This window comes from Enorma phocaeensis (genome assembly GCF_900186505.1).
GTDB lineage: Bacteria > Actinomycetota > Coriobacteriia > Coriobacteriales > Coriobacteriaceae > Enorma > Enorma phocaeensis.
The window spans coordinates 554,833-575,666 of record NZ_LT891968.1; the positions used below are offsets into that span (position 1 = coordinate 554,833).

Sequence of the window (20,834 nt, forward strand, 5' to 3'; positions counted from 1 at the left end):
TCGCTTCCTCATCCCTCATCGCACACAGCTTGCCTACCGGTGCGCGGAGCCGCCGTAGATGCCGCGAACGATCTCGATGAACGACTCCGCCGTCGCGGTGCGCAGATAGCCGGGGTCGAGCACCAGGTTGATGTCGCGGTAGCCGCCCTCCGCCCCCAAGGGATGCACGCGCAGGGTGCCCGCAGCCGCCTCCGTTGCGACCGCGAGCAGCGACATCACTGTCACGCCCACGCCGCTCGCAACCGACCGCTTGATCGTCTCCTCGTTCTCGATCGTCGCGACCACGCTCAGGCTCGCAGGGTCGATTCCCATGCGCTCGAGCAGCAGCTCGGTTTCGCGACGCGTGCCCGAACCCTCCTCGCGCATGATGATGGGCTCGTGCGGCAGCCATGAAGCGATATCCTGGCCCGCAAGCGAGCGGTAATACTCGGTGGCAGGCGTCACCACGGCAAGCTCGTCTCTGTAGACCGGCTGGTAGATGCAGTGCCTGCCATCGAGCACGGTGCCCGTGAACCCGATCTCCGCACGATGCTCCAACACGCGCTCCACCGCACCCGCGCTATCGGTTTCGATGATCTTGATGCGCTCGCGCGGATAGCGCTCGCGGAAGACGGCGAGCGCGCGGGGCAGCAGATACTGCGCGGGCACCGTCGAGGCCGCGATACGCAAGGTCTTTCGACAACGCTCCAGCCCGAAGTGCTCCTCGATGCGGCGCTCGACGGCAAGCATCTGCTCGGCATACATATAGAGCTCGTGACCCTGCTGCGTGAGCGTGGCCTCCTTGGTGCTGCGGTTCACGAGGGTGCAACCAAGCTCTCGCTCGAGCGCCGCCACGTGTGCGCTCACCGTGGGCTGCGAGAGGTAGAGCTCCCGCGCCGCACCGGAGAAGCTGTGCGCGTCGGCAACGCGCACGAACGCCTCGAGCTGCTTTAGGTTCATCCTCGTCCTCCCGCCGAGGGGCCGCCAAAGGGGCCCTGAGTCCAGCTTGCATCGCAGGGCGGGGCACCGGTCGGCTCCCCTTCAGCTCGCCGCCATAGCGCGCGTCCGAGCCCCCAAGCGGCCGCCCGGGCTTCCCCGGGCAGCCGCCCAATCGCTACGCGAACTGCGAGTTGTACAGCTCCGCGTAGGCGCCGCCGGCGGCAAGGAGCTCCTCGTGCGTGCCCTGCTCGATAATGGTACCGTGGTCCATCACCAAAATGAGATCCGAATCCACGATCGTCGAGAGCCGGTGCGCGATCACGAAGCTCGTGCGCCCGTAGGTGAGTTTTTCCATCGCGGTCACGATCGCCTTCTCCGTGCGCGTGTCCACGCTCGAAGTCGCCTCATCCAAGATGAGGATCGAGGGGTTCGCCAGCAGCACGCGGGCGATGGTCAGAAGCTGGCGCTGCCCCTGGCTGATGTTCTCGGCATCATTGGCGAGCTCGGTATCGTACCCGCGCGGCATCGTGCGCACGAAGAAGTCCACCTGGGCGGTCTTGGCGGCCTGCATGACCTCCTCGCGGGTTGCCCCGTCGCAGCCATAGGCGATGTTGTCGGCGATGGTCCCCTCGCGCAGCCACGCGTCTTGGAGCACCATACCAAAGTTGCGACGCAGGTCGGCGCGGGTCATCGCATGCGTGTCCACGCCATCGAGCGTGATCTTGCCGCCGTCGATCTCGTAGAAGCGCATGAGCAGGTTGATGAGGGTGGTCTTTCCGGCACCCGTAGCGCCCACAATGGCCACCTTCTGACCGGGCTCGGCAACGAAGCTCACGTCCTTCATGAGCGGGCGGTTGGGATCGTACCCAAAGCGCACGTGCTCAAAAGCTACGCGGCCACGCACCGGCGAGGGTGCGAGCGCGGGCTCGACCGGGTCGGGCTCGATCTCTTCCTCATCGAGGATGTCGAACACGCGCTCCACAGCCGCCAGGGCGCTCTGCAGCTGGTTGATGGTGAGCGAGAACTGGGTGAGCGGCTCGGCTGCGGTGTTCACGTACTGGAAGAACGCCTGCAGCGTACCGATGGTGAGCCGCCCGCCGATGAGGAACCACGTTCCCAGGAGCGCGAGGACCACCTGCGAGAAGCGCACCAGGCAGCGCACCATGGGGCCCACCACGTTGGTGGTGAAGTCCGTCATGCGCATCGTGTCGGCGAGGCGCTGCGTCGCGCGGTGGATGCGCGCGGAGCTCGCTGCCTCCTGGTTGAACGCGCGGATCACGATGCGGCCCGAGTACGCCTCCTCGACGTGCCCGGTGAGGATGCCCACCGCGCGCTGTTGGCTGGAGGCGAGCGCGAGCGTGCGAACGGCGACGGCGCGCGTCATGAACGCCGCAGTCACGGCAAATGCCAAGAACACCACGGCGAGCACGTAGTTGATCCGCACCATCATGACCACGGCGCCGATGACCGAACCCACCGCGATGAGCATCGAGAGCAGGCCGCGCTGCAGCACCTCGGATACCTTGTCGAGGTCGTTGGTCACGCGGCTCATCACGTCGCCCGGCTTGTGAGCGTCGTAGTACTTGAGCGGAAGCACGTTGAGCTTGCCCGCGACGCGCCGGCGAAGCTTGAGGTTGAGTCGCTCGGCGAAGCTCGCCATGGTGAAGGCCTGCAGCGTATAGAACATCCACGCGAGCGTCCAGATGCCCAGAAATATCAGGCACTCACGGCCGCCGGTGTTCCAGGTGATCATGAAGTCGCGCCCTTGGGAGAACGCCTCTTGGATGTGACCCCATAAAAGGTCGATGAGGTGTGCGCTGTAGAGCGGGGCGGAGAGATGGGTCACCGTGTAGCACACGATCGAGACGAGCACCACGGCGAAACGCCAGTGCTCCCCGTCGGACACCGCCCATAGGCGGCGAATCACGCCAAAGGCGTCACGCGGGACCTCAGCGTCCTGTTCGTCATCGTAGTCGTCATGGTAGAGCGGCCTCACGGCGCGGCCACGGCGCTCCTCGTAGCGGCGGCGGCTCTTCTCCTCGCGCATCATGCCCGCTCACCTCCTTCCTGGACATACTCAGGTGCGACGGGCTTCTCCGGGTCCGGGCCGGGTGCCGCATCCGGGGTGGCGCCGTCGCGCTCGGCCTCCTCGACGCCCTCGCCGCCTTCCGCGGCGACACCCATGAGCTCCTCGAGCTCCTCGGCGCGCAGCTGGGAGCGCGCGATCTCCTGGTACGCCTCGCAGGAGCGGATGAGCTCCGCATGCGTGCCCAAACCCTGGATGCAACCGTCTTTGAGCACGACGATCTGATCGGCGGACACGATGGTGTTGATGCGCTGCGCGATGATGAGCACGGCGGCATCGGCCACCTCTTCGGCGAGCGCGTGGCGCAGCGCCGCATCGGTCTTGAAGTCGAGCGCCGAGAACGAGTCGTCGAAGATGTAGAGGTCGGCGTGCTTCACCAGGGCGCGAGCGATCGAGAGACGCTGGCGCTGGCCGCCGGAGAAGTTTGTGCCGCCCTGGGCGACGCGCGTCTCGAGACCATCGGGCAGCTCTCGCACGAAGCCCGACTGCGCCACATCGAGCGCGTGCCAGAGCTCCTCATCCGTGGCCTCGGGCCGACCGTAGCGCAGGTTCTCCGCGATGGTCCCGCTGAAGAGCCATGCTTTCTGCGGCACATAGCTGATCCGGTCGCGCAGCGCCTCCTGCGTAAGCTCGCGCACATCGGTGCCGCACACCTCGACCGAGCCATCGCTCACATCGTGGAAGCGCAGCAGCAGCTTCGCGATCGTCGACTTGCCCGAGCCGGTGGGGCCGATGATCGCCGTCGTGGTGCCGCGGCGGCAGAAGAAGTTGATGTGGTGCAGCGTGTCCTCGCTCGCGTCGGCGAACTTGAACGATGCGTTGCCGAAGTGCGCCACCATCTGCGCCGGCGCCTCGTCCTCGGCACCCGCCGCACCGTCTGCGGGCGCGCCGGCACCGGGCAGCTCGGCGAGCTCGCCGTCGGCGATGCTCGGCACGCAGTCGATCACCTGGCGGCAACGCTCGAGGCACACAAGCGCGCGCGGCAGCGTAAGCGCGCAGATCTGCGCCATCATGAGAAAGAACAAGATGAGCATGGCGTACTCGACGCACGCCGAGATCGAGGCGATGCCCATGGCGTGCGCGCCGACGCGGTTGCCGCCGAGCCAGATGACCGAGACCTCGGCGAGGTTCATGATGAAGAACGACGAGCAGTCGAAGGTCGCGAAGAGCCAGTTCACCTTGATGGCGCTCTCCGCGTAGTCGGTGAACGCGTCGTCGAGGCTCTTGCGCTCGGACTCCTCCTTGCCGAAGGCGCGGATCACGCGCACGCCGGTGATGCTCTCGCGCAGGCGCACGTTCATGCGGTCGATGAAGCGCTGCAGCTTCTGGAAGATCACGGCGGCCTTGCGGACGGTCAGAACCGCGATGATCGCCACCACGATGATGAAGCCCGCGAGCATGATGCCCATCTGCTCGTCGATGGACCAGGCGAGGGCCACGCCGATGATGGCGGCGAACGGGACGGGCATGATCATCTGCAGCGTCATGGAGAGCGCCATCTGGATCACGTTCACGTCGCCTAGGGTGCGCGTGATCATGGAGCCGGTGCCGAACTGCTCGAAGTCGCTGCCCGAGAACGACAGCGACGCGTCGTAGACGGCGTTCCTGATGTCGCGGCCCACCTTGGTGGAGAGGTCGGCGCACAGGTAGTTGCACACGAACGCGCCCGCGCCCGACACCACGGCCGCGACGAGCATGAACACCGCCTGCGACGTGATGTAGTCGAAGTCGCGCGACGTGACGCCGATGTTGATCATGTTGGCGAGGATCGTGGGCACGAGCAGCACGCCCGCCAGGTTGACGGCGAGCGCGGCGAGCACGCCCGCGGTCTGGAGCTTGTAGGGCTTGAGGAAGCGCAGAAGCGTTCGCATGGGTGGCACCCCTTCATCTTGCGCGTGGTCGACAGGAACGGGAGGCGCGCGGCGCTACGGGTGGCCCTCGCTGGGGTCGGCGTTGCGCTCGGGCGCGCGGGCGGCCATGATCTGGGCGTCCAGGGCGTCGGTGTAGCAGCGGACGAGCCTGATGAGCTCGCGCTGCTCGGCGGGCTCGAGCTCGTTGAACGCCGCCTCCTCGGCCTCGATGGCGGGCACGATGCGCTCGAGCGAGAACGCCTTGCCCGCCGCGGTGAGGGTCGCCGTCTTGTTGCGGCGGCTCCCCTCCATGAAGGTGAGCTCGACCAGGCCCTGCTGCTCGAGCGTCTTGATCGCGGAGTTTATGGTCTGCTTGCTGTACGACCATGACGCAGTGAGCTGCGCGAGCGGCAGCGACCCGTCCGCGCGCTCGAGGTCGTAGAGCATCCAGTACGCGCAGTCCGACAGGCCGCAGCCGCGCGCGTATGCGTGGTAGAGCTTGTCGATCTCGTTGTAGAGGTAGTCGAGCTCGGTCGGCGCGCAGGGCACCTGCTCGCACACCTCGTCCGCATGCTGATCCATGGCGCTCGACCTCCCCCGCTCAGGCGCGCGCTCGGCGCGACGCACTTCCCCGGCCTTGAGGTTAGTCCGATTTCGGATTAAAGTCAACGAGCCACGGCTTCTTGCCCGCCCCCGCCGTCCACCGCGGCGATGCGACCGTCCACCGGTGCCTCAGCGCACGGGTATGCAGCCGAACGCGTACGGGCAGCCGCATGCTCCCACCCTGCACGCCGTGCCATGCGAAGGCCGCCGACGCGGGGGACTGCGCCGGCGGCCTGTGAAAGCGATGTGGGGTATCCGCCCGGGACTACTGCTCCCAGCCCTCCTGGACGGACTCATAGAACGTCGCCTCGGGGAAGAGGTCGTGGATGCTCTTGCCGTCACGCCACGGGAGCTCGATGAGCTCGGGCATGGTGGTCACGAGCTCGGAGCAATCGGTGAAGCGGCCCTTGTCGTTGAGCTGAGAGCAATCCTGGACGCGCCAGTACCCGTCGGTATGGGTGATGTAGTACTGGTCGTCTTCGACATCCATGAAGACGCGCGTCTTGGAACGCAGGTACCCCAGGAATCCTTCGAAATCTGTTTCGAGCGCCTCCTCGGCTTTGAGTCCCATGGTGTCCTCCTTCATGTCAGGCGCCTCGAGCGCCGGGCCAATAAATCCATCTGGTTTTAGTAAACCCGGCGCAAGCGTTTGACAAACAGTTAATTAGGTGGGCGGTACGGCATCCGGGGTGGGCGGGGAGTTTCACCGATCGCGCTCGTTTTTTCTTTCGATTCTCCACAAGCCGCCTATCGGCACGTCGCAGGGCGCCGGACGCATCCCGCTGCACACTGCGCGCATCCTGCCGCGTGTTGCCGGCACGCATGTTGCGTGCGCCCGAATGCCCGTTACGTGCAAACCGCCTGCAGCCATCGCGGGCGCCTCGTTTTTTTGCCCTGCGGTTTTGCACCTAACGCGAAACCGGCTGCACGCAACCTCTCGGATACAGCGAACAACGCTGGAGGGGTCGGCGCCCGATGCGGCAAAGATGCGCTCAGAACGCTAGCCGCGGTCGCCCGCGTCGCCGAACGCCTTCCAGAGCACCGCCACGACACCGCAGATGAGGCCGCCCGCCGGCCACGCGAGCCAGAACCACATGGCGGAGGTGCCCTCGGGCTCGAAGGCGTCGGGGTTGGGCGAGGTGAGCACCGGCCAGAACAGGAGCCCGAGCCCGACGATGGTCGCGACGATCATGATGGTCGCGCAGACGGCACCGAGCCTGTCGCTCTTCCGCTTGCGACGGAGCAGCTCCTCGCGGCGGGCGTCGTCGAGCTGCGCGCTCGCGATGTCCTCGAGCTCAAGGTCATCGGCCACGCTCCTGTTGTATTCGGCGACATTCGTACGCCCGAGGAGCATGCCGTAGCGGATGATGAGCCATGAGCCCGCGGCGATGAAGAGCATGAGCAGGCAGAGGCCCTCGCGCTCGGTCGAGGGGTACTCACCGAGCGCGATGATGCACGCACACCCCACGAAGATGAGACCGACGCCCGCGACGCACGCCTGCGCCATGTTCCGGCGCGCGCGGGCGCGCTCGTCCTCGGTGTAGAAGTCCTCGATATAGGGATGCGCCTTCACGAACGCCGTGTGCTCCATGCCGGCAGTCACCAGGAACTCCAGACCGATGACGATGCCGATGAAGATGCAGACGATCATCGGCAGAACCGATGCCGACGTATCCTTGAGGAAAAACGGCACGGCGCGACCCTCGAGCAAGAGGCCGACGCCGATACCTACCAGGATGGCGGCCACTCCCGTGGGCACCTTCCATGCCAGCATGCGCTGGTGCTCGTCATAGCCGCAGATGTCTTGCGGAGGGCCGGCAGGCACCGTCGCCGGCTCGTATGCGCCCGCGCGGCCGGTGAGGTCGCCCTGCACGAGGTCATCAAGCGAGCACTCGAAGATCTGGCACATCTTGAGGAGCTTATCCATCTCGGGATAGCTTTTCTCGGCCTCCCATTTCGTCACGGACTGACGGGAGACGCCGAGCAGCATGGCGAGCTGCTCCTGGGTCATGTTGCGCGTGGCGCGCAGGTGCTGGAGGTTGTCGCGAAAGCTCATGGCGGGCCTTTCGTCGGGCGCTCGGGGCGCGGTGGCTATCTCTGCCGGCACCCCCAGAGTACGGGCGCCATGGGCCCCATTCTACCAACCATCGGGCTGCATTTTGGCTCTCCCTGCGGCAACCGGAGGGCGCCCGCCGGTTGCAAACTGCAGGTACAGGCGCTTGCAGGCACGGGCCTGAGACCTGCCATCCCAACAGGGCGACATCATGCCGCCCTCGGCACCGACCCCGTGCGCTACCAGATCCCGAGCACGTGCTGCATACCCAGGCTCACCACGGCGATCGCCACCCAGCAGCAGGCGCCCATAAAGATCGGCTTGCCGCCCGTTCGCACCAGCTTGACGATATTCGTGTTGAACCCGATAGCCGCCATAGCCATGACGATGAAGAACTTGCTGAGCTCCTTCACGGGCGCGGTAACCTCCACCGGAAGCGCAAAAACCGTGGTGATGACGCTCGCAAGCACGAAGAACACGATGAAGAACGGGAAGATGCGCTTGATGTCGAAGGTTCCGGAAACCTCGCTCGCCCCATCGCCCGCCTCGGCGGAGCGCTTAGCCTGGCGCATCTGCCAGAATGCCAGCGCGAGCGTGATCGGGATAATCGCGAGCGTCCGCGTGAGCTTGACGATGGTCGCGCTGTCGAGCGTGTTCGCACCTGCATGCATTCCATCCCACGCAGAGGCTGCGGCAGTGACCGACGACGTATCGTTTACCGCGGTCCCCGCAAAGAGACCGAAACCTTCATTCGAAAGACCGAGCATGCCGCCGAGCGTGGGGAAAACCAACGCGGCGATGACGTTGAAGAGGAATATCACGCTGATCGCTTGGGCGATTTCCTCGTCGTTGGCGTCGATGACCGGCGCCGTCGCCGCAATGGCGGATCCGCCGCAGATCGATGAGCCCACACCGACGAGTGTCGAAATCTTGCCCGGGATATTCAATGCGCGACAGAGGACGAATGAAACTATGAGCGAGGTCGCGATGGTCGAGACGATAATGGGCAGCGAAGTGGATCCCACCTGCGCGATCTGCGCTAAGTTAAGGCCAAATCCCAGCAGAACGACCGCGTACTGCAAGATCTTCTTGGACGTGAACTTGACTCCAAGTTGCAGCGACTCACCCGCCGACGACGGCACGATGAGCGCCAGGCCCATTCCGATCAGCATCGCGAAGACCGGGCCACCGATGACCTCGAACTGCTTGCCAAGCAGCCATGCCGGCACCGAGATTGCCAGGCAGAACAGCACGCCCTTCCACAGCGACCGATATTGCTTGATGAGCTCCATGGAGATCCTTCCGACAATGCCTGCGTCGAACGATTTCCATGGTACGAGCTTGTCGTATAATTATTTCAGTTGCTATTCTTATTAATTGATTTGATTATCTTATAGATAATCACGTCGAGGCTCCATCCCCACCCCATGATTTCAAAGGGCGTGCTCCCATGCTCGACTATCGCGTGAAAACATTCCTCGAGGTGTACCGCAAAGCCAGCTTCACCGCAGCGGCTCGGGAACTCCATATCTCCCAGCCCGCAGTATCGCAACACATCCACCAACTTGAAGCTCACTACGGCTGCCTCCTCTTTTCCACGCAAACCAGGATGATCCGCCCCACACCGGCGGGCGATCTCCTCTTCACCCGCCTGTCTATCATGGAGCACGACGAGCGGCGTCTCGAAGAGGAGCTCGCGCTTCTCGCCACGGACTGCGCCTCCCCCGACGTCCGCCCCCTGCGCCTGGGCTGTACGCGCACCATCGCAGACTATCTCGCTCCGCGTCTCCTTGCCGACCACGCAGCGCATTACCCCAATCAGAGCATCCTCATGACCTGCGGCAACACTCGAGAGCTACTCGACTCGATTCGCGAAGGGGCACTTGATTTCGCGCTTGTAGAAGGTTCCTTCGACCATGCGTCGTTCGGCTACGAAACGCTTTCGACCGAACCGTTTATCGCCGTTGCCGCTCCTGGGACCCTGGCTGCGCCCGCCACGATTCACGACCTGCTCCACCATCCGCTTATCCTTCGTGAGACCGGCTCTGGAACCCGCGAGATTCTTGAAGCCAACCTCGCCGCGCGCGGCCTCGCCATCAATGACTTCTCCCACCGGATGGAGCTTGCGAGCATCAACGCCATCAAGGCGCTTGTACAATCAGGCGGCGGCGTGAGCTTCATGTACCGCATCGCCGTCGAGCACGAACTCGAGCGGGGGTCTCTCCTAGATGTGACGCCTGCAGATTGCCCCATCTCCCACGATTTTTCATTGGTTTGGGAACGGGGCAGCCAATACGCCAACGATTACCGCAAACTCTGCCGCGAATGGCGCGAGAGGGCCCCGTCGGTGCATGATAACGGCCTGCGGTAAGGCGCCGTGCGCCATATGCAGAGTCGCATGTGAACTTTTTTCCAATAGTGAGTGGCTTTTTGGCTAGGCCTTCAGTAGCGGCAGGGCAGTGCATAACAAAAACGCTGGCAGCCAGACCGATCCCTTGGGGACTACTTCAAGATAGGCAAACTATTCACTCACTTCTGGAAATAGTTCAACGGGCCCGCTCGCGCAGGCTTCGTCGAACAGTTTTCCAAGGGATTCCCGGCACCTCGCCGGCAGCAAGCCCCTTACTCGACCGTAACGCTCTTGGCAAGGTTGCGAGGCTGGTCGACATCGCAACCTCGAGTCACGGCGACCTCGCGTGCGAGCAGTTGGAGCGGCACGGTTGCGGTAATGGGACTCAGAAGATCGCGAACCACCGGAATATAGATCACGTGGTCTGCGATGCGCTTGATATCCTCATCGCCCTCCGTGGCCACCACGACGATCTTCGCGCCGCGCGCCTCACATTCCTTGAGGTTCGAAACGACCTTGTCGTACACGGGGCTCTTTGTGGTCACCGCGATAACCGGGAACCCGGGATCGATGAGCGCGATGGGCCCGTGCTTCATCTCCCCCGCCGCATACGCCTCGGCATGCAGGTAGCTGATCTCCTTGAGCTTGAGAGCGCCCTCGTTGGCGATCGCGGCACCCATCCCTCGGCCGACGAAGAGAGCCGACTGCGCGTCCTTGCACGCGAGCGCGGCTTCGTGGATGGCCTCACTCTGGGTATCGAGAATGCGTTGGATCTGCTCGGCGGTATCGCCTACCTCGTGGAAGAGCATTCTGATCTGACCGGTGGTGAGCTTACCCTTAACCTGGGCGAGCAGAAGCGCAAGCAACGTAAGCGACACCACCTGACCGATGAAGCTCTTGGTGCTCGCGACGGCGATTTCCTTATTCGCCTTGGTATAAATAACGCCGTCGCTTTCGCGCGCCACGGGGCTGCCCACCACGTTGGTGATGCCAAACACCTTCGCGCCCTTGATGCGCGCATCGCGAATCGCGGCGAGGGTGTCGGCCGTCTCACCCGACTGCGAGACGGCGACGACGAGCGTCGTAGGCGTGATGATAGGATTGCGGTAGCGGAACTCGCTTGCCGCCTCCACCTCGCAAGGGATGCGCGCCCATGCCTCGATAAGGTTCTTCGCGATAAGGCCTGCATGGTAGCTGGTTCCGCAGGCGATCACATAGACACGATCGATGAGGTCAAGCTCCTCGTATGTAAGGCCGAGCTCGTCGATGTCGATCTCGCCGGTACCCGAGAGGCGGCCCACGAGCGTGTCGCGCACTACGCGGGGCTGCTCGCAGATCTCCTTGAGCATGAAATCGGGGTAGCCGCCCTTCTCCGCAGTATCGATATCCCAGTCGATATGGGTCAGAGCCGGCTCGATAGCATTACCGGATTGGTCAGTGAATGAAATGCCCTCAGGGGTAAGCAGCGCATACTGCCCATCCTCGAGGACCACGACGTCCCGCGTCGCCTCTATCAGCGCGATCACGTCTGAGGCAACGTAGCTACCGCGCTCGCCATGCCCCACGATGATCGGACTGTCCTTGCGCGCGACGGCGATCATACCGGGCTCGTCCGCGCACACAACCGCGAGGCCATAGGCGCCCACCACGCGCTCGCACGCAGCGCGAACGGACGCCAGCAGGTCATGGGAACCATCGCTTCCGTTACAGCCGTAGTAAGCCTCCTCAATGAGGTGCGCGAGGACCTCGGAGTCCGTATCGCTGGAAAAATGGTGGCCGCGGGCCTCGAGCTCGGTTCGCAGCTCGGCAAAGTTCTCGATGATGCCGTTATGGACGATCGCGATGCGCTCATCGCAGCCGGTATGCGGGTGGGCGTTGGCAACCGAAGGGGTCCCGTGGGTGGCCCAGCGGGTATGACCGATACCGCAAGTCGAAGGATGATCGATGGCATCGACTGCAGATGCAAGCTCGGAGACCTTCCCCACGCGGCGAAAGACGTCGATCCTTTGGTCGTCATCATGCTCGAGCGCGACACCTGCGGAATCGTAACCGCGATACTCGAGACGCTTTAGCCCATCGATAAGAATGTCCTTGACCTGATCTTGCCCTGTATAACCAACGATTCCACACATAGACAATCCCTTCATGGGCACACACTGCAGTTCCAGTTCATCGCGGACTCAGCCATACGATGCGATGAATCGATACGTACCGCGTATTCATGCTGCACGCATAAGTGGAGATTCTACTGTGCCCATGTCAACAAGATGTAACCGATGCTGGTATCTAAATCGTAATACCAGATTTTCACCATACCCAGAACTTCAGCCACATGCGTAGTCGCCGAGCAGCCGTTCTTGAGCGGCGCATCAATCAATCGATTCACGAATTGTGAACTAATTGCGATGAATTGCCTAGCGGAGCGCTTCTACTTGCAACCACTCATAGCTCATCGTATTATATTTTCTTGCGCTGAGGCGTATCCAGATATTGCGGGGTGGAGCAGTCTGGTAGCTCGCCGGGCTCATAACCCGGAGGTCGTAGGTTCAAATCCTGCCCCCGCGACCAAGAACTTGCAGCCCGGAGGTCATGTGGCCTCCGGGCTTTTTCGTTTGAGTGCCGCGTAGGTAATCCAGGGCCGTTCATTCGATACATATCTGTAACGTAGATTACAAAAAGTTTGTGATTCATTACCAAAACTCATTGAATAGAGTCTATAAGTTGTTGTACATACTACAACAATTTGGTAATTCCTCTCTCAACTTACTAATAATCATGCTAGCATTGCAAAGAGAAACGGAACATTGCCAAAGCTGTCATCTCATTGTTGCTGTCATGCGGGATCATTGCCACAACATGATTGGACGGATCGCACTGCAACCGCTTGTCGAAAGGACTGACTATGCTTGCTGAGGAGCTTGTAGATCTTGTCCACCTGATTCAAACGCAGCGGTGTGAAGCGCAAACCGTTGAAGTAAAGGCTGCGCAAGATGGATGCCCGACGCGCTTATACGACACACTGTCCAGCTTTTCAAACCAAGATGATGGCGGCGTTATAGTGTTTGGGGTGGATGAGCGACAGGAATTCGCGGTGGTCGGCGTCTACGATGCCCATGACCTCCAGAAACATCTTGTCGAGCAGTGCAACCAGATGCACCCTCCGGTTCGCGCGATGTTTACGTCCGCTTCCATAGACGGCAAGATAGTTGTTTCAGCAGAGATACCCGGCATCGACATCTCTGATAGACCTTGTTACTACCAAGGAAAGGGCAGGCTCAAAGGGTCCTATGTTCGCGTGGGAGATGCCGACGAACCCATGACCGAGTACGAGGTGTACAGCTACGAGGCGTTTCGGAAAAGATACCGGGATGAGATCGAACCCGTTTCGCGCGCAACGAGGTCGACACTCGATGAGCAGAGGTTGGGACGCTATCTCACCAGCATCTCCTCGTCCAAGCCGAATCTTGCCCAGCTTGATACCAATACCATTCTGGAACTTATGAGCATTACGCGAGATGGGGTTCCAACGCTTGCAGGCGTCATGCTGTTTTCGCTGTACCCACAGGCATACGTTCCCCAGCTCTGCATTGTCGCCACAGTTGTGCCTGGAACGGAGCCGGGGGCGGTGGATGAGGCGGGCAACCGCTTCCTTGACAACAAACGGATTGAGGGGACACTTAGCGAACAGCTCACGGGAGCGATTGCGTTCGTGCGGTCGAACATGAAAGTCGCCACTCATATCGATCGCGAGACGGGAAAGCGCCATGATCGAGAAGAATACCCCATCGAAGCCGTGCGCGAGCTCGTGCTCAACGCGCTGATCCACCGTGACTACAGCATCCATACGCAGGGCATGCCCATTCAGCTTTTACTCTATCGGGACAGGTTGGAGATTGCGAACCCCGGTGGACTGTATGGGCGCCTCACAGTGAACGAGCTGGGAAAAGTCCAGCCGGATACCAGAAACCCCGTCATAGCGACGGCAATGGAGGCACTGGGGGAGACCGAGAACCGCTACTCGGGGATTCCCACCGTACGCAGACTGCTTTCTGAGGCGGATATGCCTGCACCGCTCTTTGAGAGCTCGCGCGGGCAATTCCGCGTGACGTTGTACGAGAAACACGGACGACCTGAGGAGCGCATTGTTCTCAACGATGCAGCGGGCTTGAGCGATGTACAGCGCACGATTGCCCTGTACTGCGCCGACAAGCCGCGGTCGCGGTCCGAGCTTGCCGGATTGCTTGGCGTTCAAGCTCCCTATGCGATGCGTCGCTATGTGAAGCCGATGGTCGACGCTGGGCAGCTTGTGCTGACCATGCCGGGTACGCCGCAGTCATCCCACCAGCGTTACGTCACGTCCGACACACTCATAACCCGGAGGTCGTAGGTTCAAATCCCGCCCCCGCGACCAAGAAAATGCAGCCAGGTATCGGATAACCGGTACCTGGTTTTTCGCTTGGCTAGCCTGGGGCATAATCAGGCACCTGCCAGCTGCTCATTCATCCGTCTCGGCGAGATAGGCTTTGTCGATGTCGATTATCGCCTCACGCAGCAGTACCGCAGCATGGAGCTGCCATGCGATGTAGTCGCCCCACATCTCAGGTTTTCCCTTGACGTCGCAGTTCTCGCGGTAGAAGCGGATGCCGCACGACTTCTTGGCGTCGTAGGGTTCGTCCTTCGCGCCGAGCAGCTGCTCGAGCTCCTCCTGGTGGTCGAACACTACCTTGCCGAACTCCTTGTCGCTGGACACGCAGACCTCGACGCCGATACGCCGCACCTCAATCTCGACGAGGAAGAAGGAGCACTCGTCGTCGGTGTGCTCGTTCAGCCACTCGCTTCGGGCTTTTGTCGACGCGAACCGCCTTGCACCAGCCCACGCACTAGCGGACGCCCGCGCCCTCTCGGAGAATCCCAAGGAGCCCACAGCCCCGGCAACGATCATGCGGGCCGCGGCTAGATAACCCCAAGCTGGCGCGCAACGATGGTGATGAAATCCTGCACGTTAGCCACGATGGTCGTTGCAGCAAGACTGCCACGATCGAGCAGCTTGTTCACCGCGAACTCCGAGATATCCACCGCATAGAGGAAGACGGGCCGCACCGTACCGTCCTCGGTCACGGTGTAGGAAGGCGTCATGTTGCCCGCAGCAATGGTATGCAGCGTCGTGGCAAGGCAGATGAGCGTCGTCGCACCCGACACCATCTCGCGCATGGCGCCCTGCGCATCGTAGACGTTGCCCACGACCTCGGGCAGCGGACCATCGTCGCGGATGGAGCCGGCGAGCACCATGGGAACGTTGTTGCGCACGCAAGCGCTCACGATGCCGGTGCGGATACCGTAATCGCATACGAACTGCTCGATCGAGCCGCTCCGCCGCACGCGGTTAATCACATCGAGGTGGTGATAATGGCCGTTGCGGTACGGCTGCTGCGTATAGATATCCTGGCCAAGCGCGGTGTGGAACATCGAGCCTTCCAGGTCGTGCGTGGCGAGCGCGTTGCCCGCCATGATACCGTCCACATAGCCGTTTTCCACCATAGCCTGCATGGCGTAGCGAGCGTCTGCGTTAAAAGCGAAGGCGGGGCCCATCACCCAAACGATCTTGCCGTGCTCGCGCTCGTAGCGCAAAAGCTCGTATAGGCGGTCGTAATCGCGAGCGAACGAGGTCTCGCGGCTGCGCCCCTGGCGGAACACGAAGGCATCCTCGCCAGCAAGCTCTCCCCCGTCACCGGGCGCGCCCCAGTCATGTCCCTCAATGTCATCACGGGGAACTGCAAAACCGTTCTCGTGAAGATAGATGCCCTCCTCGCCCCGCTCCGTACGTCCAAGCACCACCTGGTCGCCCTGTTTAAGGTTGCGGTTCTCGACCACGCGGATGAACGGCACGCCCGCATCGTCGCGAGCGACGACCATGCTCGCGTCCATGCGACTCTGCTTGGCGAGGCGCCAAGCGCCATCAACCTTGACATATTCAGGAAACATCGACGTGCTATGAAAGCCCTCGGGAGCCACGCCGTCGCGCACCACCCTGGCAATGCGTGCGTTGGGCGCACTTGCGAGCGGCTCGCGCGTGAAATCGGGAGCATGGTACACCGGCATCTTGAACATACATCGACCTGTCTTTCTGCATCACCGCGTCGTACGCGTGAGTCTCGTCGATTGCCGCACTCCCTGCCGATACTCAGCCCGTTAGTGCGCCTCAAACACCTTGCGCCCGCGAATATAGGTCGCCGAGACGCGCACCTGGTCGAGCTCGGCAGCGGGAACGTTCAGGATATCACGGTCGAGCAAAACAAAGCTCGCCTTGTAACCCGCCTTGAGCATGCCAAGTCCTTCGAACCCCACCATCCGAGCGGCTTCGCGCGTGTAGAGAGCGAGCGCTTCCTCCACGGTAAGAGCCTCGCCGGCGCCGCAATCGGTGCCGTCGTACGCTCGGCGCGTAACCGCCGCCTTGATGTTGGGAAAGGGATCGGACGGACGTGCCCACGAGGTCGCCGGTGCGTCCGTCGAGATGCACAGGCGCGCGCCCGCATCGATGAGCGTGCGAAGGGGGTAGGAGCGCTTCGTGCGTTCAGCCCCGAGATTCTTGAGGTACGAACCGATCTCGCAGTATGCAAAGATCGGCTGCGTGACCACACCCACCCCGCTGCGAGCAAAGAGCTCCACCGCCTGGCGCGACGGCGCGGTCACATGCTCGAGACGCGCCGAGGGGGCGTCCCCGGAGAGCCACGGACCGCCCGCCGTCACGTGTGCGAGCGCGCGATCGATAGCCTTGGTTCCCATCGCATGCACCGAAAGCTGCAAGCCCGCGCTCCGGCAGAACGCCACGGCATCTTCCAGATCTTCCTCCGTGCAGGTAGGGATTCCGTATACGGGGTGGCCGAGATCCCCCGAAGCGGGAAGGTAGGGCTCGGCGAACCACGCCGTCCGGCCCGAGACGCTTCCATCGGCGAGCAGCTTGACGCCCGCCTTGAAGACCTGGGCGGCGTGCGCTGTCTGCTCGACAGGGAACGCCGCCACCGGATCGCCCTTTAGCTGATCCCACAGGATGTAGACTGCGCAGTCCTGCGCGAAGCCTTGCTCGGCGGCGCGGCTCAGCAGCGCATAGGTGTCTGTGCCGTCCATGCTGCACATGTCGGTCGCCGCAACCACGCCCTGCGAAGCAAGGAGCTCGCCGAGCGCCGTCAGGTTGCGCACCGCATCGGCCTCGTTTGCATGGGGGATGAACGGCGTCACCAGATCGCGCGCGGTCTCCTTGAGCACGCCCGTGGGCTCGCCCGAAGCATCACGCTCGATCTCGCCGCCTACGGGATCGGGTGTATCGCGGGTGATGCCCGCGATCTCGAGCGCCTTGCTGTTCACGCAGCGGATGTGCTGGCAGGTGCGCATGATGCACACCGGGGCGTCGGCACAGCCGCGGTCCAGGTCCCAGCGGGTGGGCGAGCGGTGCTCGGCGAGCAGGCTCTCGTCGTAACCCCAGCCCTCGACCCAGCGGTCGGGCCCCTGCTCGGCACGGCGGGCGCGCACGGCCTCGACCAGCTCCTCAATGGAGCTGACCGCGGGCGGCAGGGCCGAGATCTGCGGGAAGTAGTTCGCGAGCATCACGGCGTGCATGTGCGCGTCGATGAGGCCGGGGATGACCCGCGCGCCGTCGAGGTCGACCGTCTCGTCCAGGTCGCGAAGGGCGTCCGCCGGGACGTCGTCGAGCGCGCCGATCCAGGCGATGCGCTCGCCCTCGATGACCATCGCGTCGGCGCGGGGGCGCGCCGGGTCCTCGGTAAGGATGGCGGCATGGGCGATGAGCGTGCGCTTCGCATCGGACATATCGATCCCCTTCCCTTGCGCCCCATGGCGGATGGCCGTTCATGTTCATAAGTCTACCGCTCATCGGCGAGCCACGGCGGCTCGGTGCCCGAGGTGGCAGGGCTGACGGCAAAGCTTAAGGAACGGCGACGCGGCGGGACAGCCGGTGCGGGCGGCTGTACCCTGACGACGCCGTGCGCGGCGTGCGCCGGAAACGGGCACGGGACGGGAAGGCCCCGAAGCGCCCCCTCGGACGGCGCGCGCTAGGCCACGGCCCCCAGAAGCGCGGCGAGCGCCGCGAGCGCGACGAGGAAGGCGACGTTCGCCGCTGTGAACATCGCAAGGTAGCGGCCCTTCTCGCGCGGGAGCCACACCGCGAGCTGCTTGTAGGAGATGAGGCTCGCCATCGAGGCGATGAGCGTGCCCAGCCCGCCGATGTTGGTCCCCACGATGAGGGCGGGCCAATCCGGCGTGAAGCCCGAGAGCAGGATCGCGCAGGGGACGTTCGAGAGCACCTGGCTCGCGACGACGGAGACCGCGAGCGCATGCCCCTCGACCGTCCGCGCGATGAACGCGTCGACCGCCTCGATGCGCCCCATGTTGCCCACGAACACGAAGAACGCCACGAACGTGAGGAGCAGCCCATAGTCCACGCGCGCGAGCGCGCCCCGGTCGAATGCGACGCCCACCGCGATCGCCGCGACCACGGCTACCTGGTAGGGCAGCACGCGCGCGACGGCGGCGAGCGCCAGAGCGAATACCGCAAGCCAGGGCACCACACGCACCGCGGTGGGCGCGGGCCCCTCCTCGATACCGCCCAGCGACTCGCCCTCGTCGGCGGCCCCGTCGGCATCGAGCATGGCGCGACCTAGAAGCGCCACCGCCGCGACGAGCAGCGCAAGCGACGCCGCCGTGTAGGGGGCCATGAGCGCGAGGAACTCCGCGATCCCCATGTGCGAGGCGGAGTAGAGGTAGAGGTTCTGCGGGTTGCCCACCGGGGTGAACATGCTCCCCAGGTTGGCCGCCACGGTCATGAGCACCACGGTGAAGCAGGTGAAGCGCGCCGATCCCACCGACGCGAGCGCGAGCAGGGCGAAGGGCACGAACGTCACGAGCGCGACGTCGTTGGTGATGAGCATGCTCGAGAGGAAGGTGAGCGCCACGAGCGAGAGGGCGAGCCGCCGCGGCCCGTGGACGCTCGCGAGCAGGCGCCGGCACGCCACGCGAAACACCCCCGCCCCCGAGAGCCCCGCCATGACCGCCATCAGGCTGAACAGGAGGCCGAGCGTGCGCAGGTCGACGTAACCCGCATAGCTGGCATCGGGCGGCACGGCCGCACACGAGGCGACGGCGAGCACGAGCGCCACCGCAAGGACCGGGTCCTTGCGGATATGCGAGCGGATGTCCACGGTATGTCCCAGAATCGACACGGATCCCCCGACCCCTCGAAACGCGTTCCCACCCGGCTGCGTCGCGGCGGTACCACCGCGGTACCCCAGCCGCGATACAGCAGTATATACGCTCGAGGGCGCGACGCGAGCCGGCATCAACCGCAGGCCCCGCCCTGTCGTTGCGCCGGGCCCTCCCGTCCAAGCCCGGCTTTGAATCATGGTTGCAGGACCGCCCGATTGGGTGCGCACGGCCACCGGTTCGGCGCGCATGGCGTACCATAGGCAGGGCGCCGCGCACCGACGACCGCCCATGGGACCCCGACCGAAAGCAGGCTCCGTGACACGCACCCTCTCCCGGCTCCTCCGCCACCGCTCCCCCATCATCGCGCTTCTTCTCGCCCTCGCCATCGCGCCCGCATACGCGGGCTGCAGCCTCCTCGGCGGCGGCCGGGCGCCGCGCGAGAGCGCCGCGGGCATCACCACGGTTGAGGACGCCCAGGAAATCGCCGAGGACGAGGCGCCGGCCTTCACCGAGGAGGACCTCGCCTACGCCGAGGAGAACCTCGGCTACGAGGAGTACAGCGACCTCGACGGGCTCGGCCGCTGCGGCACGGCGAGCGCGTGCCTGGGCCCCGAGACCATGCCCGAGCGCGACAAGGAGCGCGAGAGCATCTATGAGATCCGCCCCTCCGGCTGGCAGTCGGCACGCTACGACAGCGTGGAGGGCGAGTCGCTCTACAACCGCTGCCACCTCATCGCCTGGTCACTCTCGGCCGAGAACGCCAACGCCGAGAACCTCGTCACCGGCACCCGCTGGATGAACGCCGAGGAGATGCTCCCCGTCGAGGAGGAGGTCGCTCGCTACATCGACCGCACCGGCAACCACGTGCTCTACCGCTCGACGCCCATCTTCGAGGGCGACGAGCTCGTCTGCCGCGGCGTGCTCATCGATGCGCGCTCCATCGAGGATGACGGCTCGGGCATCTACCTTGCGGTGTGGTGTCCCAACGTGCAGCCGGGTATCGCCATCGACTACGAGGACGGCGACAACTGGCTCGACGAGTCGGCCCCGAGCGGGTCCGGCGGGTCCCAGGCGGAAGACGGCTCCAACGCCTCCCAGGGACAGGCGACGATGCAGGACTACGTCCTCAACACGAGCTCGATGCGGTTCCACCGTCCCAACTGCCCCTCGGTGCAGGACACCGCCGCGCACAACCGCGAGACCTTCCATGGCACGCGCGACGAGCTGATCGAGCTCGGCTACGAGCCCTGCGGGAGCTGCAACCCGTAAGCGACGGCGCGAGCGGGCGCCGTGGCGCCGGCCGCATCTCGTCTCGGCGCTTTGCGGACTCGTTTGGACGGCCCCACGCACATTATTTCGCTCCGCGAGCCAAAATTTGGCCGCGCAGTTCAGATATGAACGATTTCATCTCCGGGGCGGTCGTGTGTCCGCCGTTGCGAGCAAGCGAATCCTCGGCTTTTGCCGCGCACGTCCGCACATCGACCTTCCAGATCGCGCGATACGCGGTCATCCGCACCCTCGCGGGCCCGCGCAATCGTACATATCTGAACTGCGCGGCCAAAATCCCACGTCTCAGAAACGAAACGCCTTCCGGGCACACGGATGAGCCCCATGACGGCACGCACGCTTAGATACACCGGCTGCAGACCCCCGCGCCAACCCCAGGGAATTCTATTTCATATATGTATAAATCCCTTTGCTATCGGCATGCGCGCCCTCCTCACGCAGCCCACGCACGCGCGCCGCGGCGATCGCAAG

Annotated in this window: 16 protein-coding genes and 1 tRNA gene; 5 read left to right on the forward strand and 12 right to left on the reverse strand. The window is 63.7% G+C overall.

All coding sequences use genetic code 11. The features are described from left to right. Nucleotides 1-33 precede the first annotated feature (33 nt). From C1717_RS02850 to C1717_RS02880, 7 genes are all read right to left on the reverse strand, one after another. Entirely contained in the window at nt 34-939 is a 906-nt protein-coding gene (locus C1717_RS02850) for a selenium metabolism-associated LysR family transcriptional regulator (RefSeq protein WP_102371720.1), read from the reverse strand. A gap of 154 nt (nt 940-1,093) precedes the next feature. Then, nucleotides 1,094-2,968, reverse strand: a complete 1,875-nt coding sequence (locus C1717_RS02855) for an ABC transporter ATP-binding protein (RefSeq protein ID WP_102371721.1) — start codon at nt 2,966-2,968, stop codon at nt 1,094-1,096. Next, nucleotides 2,965-4,875, reverse strand: coding sequence for an ABC transporter ATP-binding protein (locus tag C1717_RS02860; protein WP_102371722.1), 1,911 nt, complete (start codon nt 4,873-4,875; stop codon nt 2,965-2,967). Before C1717_RS02860 ends, C1717_RS02855 begins: the two co-directional genes overlap by 4 nt. A gap of 54 nt (nt 4,876-4,929) precedes the next feature. After that, nucleotides 4,930-5,436: a MarR family winged helix-turn-helix transcriptional regulator gene (locus tag C1717_RS02865; RefSeq protein ID WP_102371723.1), complete on the reverse strand. Its 507-nt coding sequence runs from the start codon at nt 5,434-5,436 to the stop codon at nt 4,930-4,932. Between the two features lie 286 nt (nt 5,437-5,722). Next, entirely contained in the window at nt 5,723-6,028 is a 306-nt protein-coding gene (locus tag C1717_RS02870) for a CDP-alcohol phosphatidyltransferase (protein ID WP_102371724.1), read from the reverse strand. A gap of 429 nt (nt 6,029-6,457) precedes the next feature. Then, entirely contained in the window at nt 6,458-7,513 is a 1,056-nt protein-coding gene (locus tag C1717_RS02875; protein ID WP_102371725.1) for a helix-turn-helix transcriptional regulator, read from the reverse strand. A gap of 236 nt (nt 7,514-7,749) precedes the next feature. Beyond that, nucleotides 7,750-8,802 (reverse strand): YeiH family protein, encoded by a 1,053-nt coding sequence (locus tag C1717_RS02880; protein WP_102371726.1) that lies wholly within the window; start codon nt 8,800-8,802, stop codon nt 7,750-7,752. 158 nt (nt 8,803-8,960) lie between these two features. On the opposite strand from C1717_RS02880, the gene C1717_RS02885 reads away from it, so the two are divergent. Next, entirely contained in the window at nt 8,961-9,881 is a 921-nt protein-coding gene (locus tag C1717_RS02885) for a LysR family transcriptional regulator (protein ID WP_102371727.1), read from the forward strand. A gap of 251 nt (nt 9,882-10,132) precedes the next feature. Here C1717_RS02885 and glmS read toward each other — a convergent pair whose 3' ends face one another. Further along, nucleotides 10,133-11,992: a glutamine--fructose-6-phosphate transaminase (isomerizing) gene (gene glmS, locus C1717_RS02890; RefSeq protein ID WP_102371728.1), complete on the reverse strand. Its 1,860-nt coding sequence runs from the start codon at nt 11,990-11,992 to the stop codon at nt 10,133-10,135. Between the two features lie 359 nt (nt 11,993-12,351). Between glmS and C1717_RS02895 the strand changes: the two genes are divergently transcribed. Together C1717_RS02895 and C1717_RS02900 are read left to right on the forward strand one after the other, a co-directional pair. Beyond that, nucleotides 12,352-12,428: transfer RNA gene (locus tag C1717_RS02895), tRNA-Met, on the forward strand. A 334-nt stretch (nt 12,429-12,762) separates the two neighbouring features. Beyond that, nucleotides 12,763-14,247, forward strand: coding sequence for an ATP-binding protein (locus C1717_RS02900; RefSeq protein WP_102371729.1), 1,485 nt, complete (start codon nt 12,763-12,765; stop codon nt 14,245-14,247). 108 nt (nt 14,248-14,355) lie between these two features. On the opposite strand, the gene C1717_RS02905 is transcribed toward C1717_RS02900, so the two are convergent. From C1717_RS02905 to C1717_RS02920, 4 genes are all read right to left on the reverse strand, one after another. Then, nucleotides 14,356-14,802 carry a hypothetical protein gene (locus C1717_RS02905; RefSeq protein ID WP_102371730.1) on the reverse strand — a complete coding sequence of 149 codons (447 nt, stop codon included), beginning with the start codon at nt 14,800-14,802 and terminating at the stop codon, nt 14,356-14,358. An 11-nt stretch (nt 14,803-14,813) separates the two neighbouring features. Further along, nucleotides 14,814-15,968, reverse strand: coding sequence for a putative NPN-dependent ornithine cyclodeaminase (locus tag C1717_RS02910; protein WP_102371731.1), 1,155 nt, complete (start codon nt 15,966-15,968; stop codon nt 14,814-14,816). An 81-nt stretch (nt 15,969-16,049) separates the two neighbouring features. Beyond that, nucleotides 16,050-17,684, reverse strand: coding sequence for an amidohydrolase (locus C1717_RS02915; RefSeq protein WP_102371732.1), 1,635 nt, complete (start codon nt 17,682-17,684; stop codon nt 16,050-16,052). A 242-nt stretch (nt 17,685-17,926) separates the two neighbouring features. After that, on the reverse strand, nt 17,927-19,093 hold the full coding sequence (locus tag C1717_RS02920) for an SLC13 family permease (protein ID WP_245859379.1): 1,167 nt from the start codon (nt 19,091-19,093) through the stop codon (nt 17,927-17,929). Between the two features lie 298 nt (nt 19,094-19,391). Between C1717_RS02920 and C1717_RS02925 the strand changes: the two genes are divergently transcribed. Then, nucleotides 19,392-20,345 carry a DNA/RNA non-specific endonuclease gene (locus C1717_RS02925; RefSeq protein ID WP_102371734.1) on the forward strand — a complete coding sequence of 318 codons (954 nt, stop codon included), beginning with the start codon at nt 19,392-19,394 and terminating at the stop codon, nt 20,343-20,345. Between the two features lie 125 nt (nt 20,346-20,470). After that, complete coding sequence (locus tag C1717_RS10665) at nt 20,471-20,707, forward strand: hypothetical protein (RefSeq protein ID WP_146003653.1); 237 nt, start codon at nt 20,471-20,473, stop codon at nt 20,705-20,707. Nucleotides 20,708-20,834: the final 127 nt, after the last annotated feature.